Source organism: Ectobacillus ponti (assembly GCF_024294785.1).
In the GTDB taxonomy this organism is placed as follows: domain Bacteria; phylum Bacillota; class Bacilli; order Bacillales; family Bacillaceae_G; genus Ectobacillus; species Ectobacillus ponti.
The window spans coordinates 1-536 of the sequence record NZ_JANCLT010000107.1 but is presented as its reverse complement, the minus strand read 5'-3'; the positions used below and the strand labels follow the sequence as shown (position 1 = coordinate 536).

1 protein-coding gene is annotated in these 536 nt (G+C 67.9%); it reads left to right on the top strand.

Annotated features, from left to right (window positions below):
• Positions 1-113 precede the first annotated feature (113 nt).
• A partial coding sequence (locus NK662_RS24790) for a dimerization domain-containing protein (protein WP_254761380.1) occupies positions 114-536 on the top strand: 423 nt, incomplete at its 3' end.

Sequence of the window (536 nt, the reverse complement as noted above, 5' to 3'; positions counted from 1 at the left end):
ATCAGCCTCCTCCTCCTTCTTCTCCATCGCCGGCGAGAGAGAGAGAGAGTTAGCTAGCTAGGATGGGTTCTACAGCCGCCGACATGGCCGCGGCGGCCGACGAGGAGGCGTGCATGTACGCGCTGCAGCTGGCGTCGTCGTCGATCCTGCCGATGACGCTCAAGAACGCCATCGAGCTGGGCCTGCTCGAGACGCTGCAGTCCGCCGCCGTCGCCGGAGGAGGGGGGAAGGCGGCGCTGCTGACGCCGGCGGAGGTGGCCGACAAGCTGCCGTCCAAGGCGAACCCGGCGGCGGCCGACATGGTGGACCGCATGCTCCGCCTGCTCGCCTCCTACAACGTCGTCAGGTGCGAGATGGAGGAGGGCGCCGACGGCAAGCTCTCCCGCCGCTACGCCGCCGCGCCGGTGTGCAAGTGGCTGACGCCCAACGAGGACGGCGTCTCCATGGCCGCCCTCGCCCTCATGAACCAGGACAAGGTCCTCATGGAGAGCTGGTACTACCTTAAGGACGCAGTCCTGGACGGCGGCATCCCGTTC